At 35.0% G+C, this 3,136-nt stretch carries 4 protein-coding genes; 2 read left to right on the top strand and 2 right to left on the bottom strand.

The genetic code is table 11. The features are described from left to right. Positions 1-149 (bottom strand): 2Fe-2S iron-sulfur cluster-binding protein (locus F6K22_RS37030; protein WP_293109733.1); only part of this gene is annotated, 149 nt, incomplete at its 3' end. Between the two features lie 375 nt (positions 150-524). Between F6K22_RS37030 and F6K22_RS37025 the strand changes: the two genes are divergently transcribed. After that, positions 525-728: a hypothetical protein gene (locus F6K22_RS37025; protein ID WP_293109732.1), complete on the top strand. Its 204-nt coding sequence runs from the start codon at positions 525-527 to the stop codon at positions 726-728. Positions 729-779: 51 nt separating this feature from the next. Beyond that, positions 780-1,427, top strand: coding sequence for a Uma2 family endonuclease (locus F6K22_RS37020; protein WP_293109731.1), 648 nt, complete (start codon positions 780-782; stop codon positions 1,425-1,427). Between the two features lie 128 nt (positions 1,428-1,555). Here F6K22_RS37020 and F6K22_RS37015 read toward each other — a convergent pair. After that, the coding region (locus tag F6K22_RS37015; RefSeq protein ID WP_293109730.1) for a GUN4 domain-containing protein at positions 1,556-3,136 on the bottom strand (1,581 nt) is incomplete at its 5' end.

Raw genomic sequence — 3,136 nt, 5'->3', positions numbered from 1 at the left:
GCCAGCTGAGTGCAGGCTTTCACCGACTTGCCGTCGACCAGCACCGTGCACGAGCCGCAAAGGCTGGTTTCACAGCCGACGTTGGTGCCGGTTAGCCCTAGCTCCTCGCGCAGGAAGTGGACCAGTATGGGGTGATGGGGTGATGGGATGGTGTGGTGATGGGGTGAATTAAATATTGAAGATAATTAGGTTTAGTAGGGTGCGTTAATGAAATGTAACGCACCGCCTATCCCAAATATTTCGGTGCGTTACGCTTCGCTAACACACCCTACTAAACTGTTTCAACTAAAATAGTGTATTAGATTTGTCATTGCGAACGACAGTGAAGCAATCTCCAGACACTTTTCTATTGCAACATTTAAAATGAAACAGTCCACTACTGGAGCTAGGAAAATTGTAGGGTGCGTTATACTGCTTAAATTCATACTATGAAAGAGATTCAGCAACCCGTCGTAACGCACCATTTTAGATGTGTCAGTCCACTACTGCATTTATTCTCAAAATGTAAACTATTAGAGGTTTTTATGAATTTAAAATTAGTTCAATCCCTAGCAGAAATTATTAACAGCTTAATCCCAGAAGAAAAACAATTTTTAGGGACAATGATTAATTTAATTCAAGATAATAACCAACCTGAAAATCAGTCTTGGCATGAGTTTATTGAAAATACTTATGGCAGTATTGAATATGAAACTTTTGTCAGGCATTCTCAAGGTAATTTTGAGTAGGTAGAATGATTTGATTTTAGTAATTCATAATGTATGAAACTGATAACTGAAATGACTATGACTCAAACTTTATTAAAACCAGAAAATTCAACCCTATTAATGGGAATTAGATGGGAAACTTATCAAGCATTATTGTTAGATTTAGCAGAAAATCCTAGTAAAAAATTGACTTACGATCGAGGTTTATTAGAAATTCTGACTCCCTTGCCAGAACATGAAATTAATAAAGGTTTTTTAGGAGGACTGGTACAAACAACTACGGAGGTATTAGGATTAGAAATATCAAGTCTTGGTTCGACAACATTAAGTCGAAAAGATTTGCAAAAAGGGATTGAACCAGATGAATGTTATTACATTACTAATGAGGAATTAGTACGAGGTAAAATTAAGTTTGATTTTAATGACGATCCACCTCCAGATTTAGCAATTGAGATTGATATTACTAGCAGTTATTTAGACCGTTTAACAATTTATGCTGCTTTAGGTATCGGAGAAATATGGAGATTTGATGGGGAAAAGTTGTTTATTTATTGTTTGCAAGATGGGAGTTATCAGGAGCAAGAAAAATCAAATGTTTTGCCAATTTTATCGAACTCAGTTATTTTAAATTTTCTCACTAGACGAGGTGAAAAAGGAGAAAATGCTTTACTCCGTGAGTTTCGTGAATGGTTAGAGAATCAGAAAATTATTGAGAAATAGAACATAGCTCAAGTTCTCTGATAATTGATAACTGAAACAGAGTATCGAAAATGCTGAAATAAAGAAAACTCCTAAAATTGAGTTTCTAAAACTTTTTTCTGTTGACGGCTGAAACGCTTATATGTTACTTACAGACCACAACTCTCTGCACGAGAGAAAAGAAGGCTTGATGTAGCCGATATTTGGCTGTTTTCTCGAAATATTCTTCCACCCAATGGCCCATCTAAATGTTCACCCCTTCCACTAGTACCAAATACTGCCACTGGTAGATGCCCTTTATAAAAAGTACTTAAGTCAAACTGTAGGTTATTGTAGTATAACCATTTTTCTCCTTGATGCCATCCTACTTCCTTACCAAACTTTTCCCAGATTTCATCATCAAGATTTCTTTTTCCACCTAATCTCTGATAAATTTTATTCTGCACGGAAAAGCCAAATTTACCATTACTATATTTTACCCAAAGTTGGTCAATTCTACGGAGGTCTGAACATGGAAAATTTTCAATTGACTTTTGGTTTAGATAAGCTGCATTTTCTTGGTTAGTAACTTTTAGCATTATGCTAAAAGTTTCCTGATCTGCTTCTTTCAATCTTTTTTGTCTTAGTAAATTTTCTAGAGTTTCATAATCTCCAATTATGTTAGTGGTATCTTGGTTACTCTTGGTATTATCTGTGTTTTGTCCCTCGGATTTTGGTGTTATGTTAGTGGTATCTTGGTTACTCTTGATATTGTCTGTGTTTTGTAGTTCAGATTGTGGTGGTGTTGTATTCTGTATATTATTTGTTTTTAAACCAAATGGGTCTATAAGAAGATCTATTACTGGATTTATTACCAATAAAACTATTCCCATAATTCCTACTAAAACTGCATACTTTAACTTGAAATTATTAGGAAGAAATTTATTTTTTTCCGGTATATTTGGATGTGGTGATTTTTCTCCTTGATCATCGGATGGCTGCTCATCACCTGACTTTAAATTATTTGTCGATTTACTCAATCTTTTCATTGCATCAGTAGCGTCCATATCTGAACCGGAAGCAGCTATATTAACTCTAATCCATAATTGTCTAGCTAATTCAAGATTTTTCTCTACTTCAGCACGATAAGCATCATTTTTTAGTGTAGCAATATCACTGGAATTTGCCTGCTTTTGCAACAGAATTAAATGGGATTTAGTAATTGGTTCAACCATACTATAAGGAGTTTGCCGAGGTTTTCTAAACTGACGATTAATATCAGAAACTCGACCACTTAAACGATTATCTAATCTTTCTACAGTAGCACAATTACCTTCTCCTTTAATTCTTAAAGATTCTAATAAAGCATAAGTAAAAGAACCCTGTTGTATCCTTTCATCCTCAATTTCATAAGACCTTTCATTAGGACTACAAGAAAAAAATGTAATTACTCCTTTCTGCTTTTCTTTTCCTATACCTAAACCCTTTGAACTTTCCTGACTGCGACAAGCATCTAAAAATAAAATCACATTATCTGCTCCACATCGCCTTAACCTTTCTGTCACAAAATAAAGGGAAATAGCAGTATATTCTACCCCATCTGGATGAGGGTCAGCATCAGCAGGCATCAAATAATCTCGGTCTTTAAAACGCATTCCATGACCACTATAAAAAAACCAAAAATTATCACCAGCAGATAAAAATTCCTTGTTAAATCTTACTCGTAAAAATCTGTTAAGAGGGCCACAGAT

The sequence above is a fragment of the Okeania sp. SIO2F4 genome, from assembly GCF_010672385.1.
Classification (GTDB): domain Bacteria; phylum Cyanobacteriota; class Cyanobacteriia; order Cyanobacteriales; family Microcoleaceae; genus Trichodesmium.
Note: the sequence above shows the minus strand (reverse complement) of the source record. Positions and strands in the feature narration are given on the sequence as shown.

Bases quoted from the DNA above. Each gene is read 5' to 3' on its own strand.
- F6K22_RS37020 (WP_293109731.1), top strand. From the start codon at position 780: ATGACTATGACTCAAACTTTATTAAAACCAGAAAATTCAACCCTATTA.
- F6K22_RS37025 (WP_293109732.1), top strand. From the start codon at position 525: ATGAATTTAAAATTAGTTCAATCCCTAGCAGAAATTATTAACAGCTTA.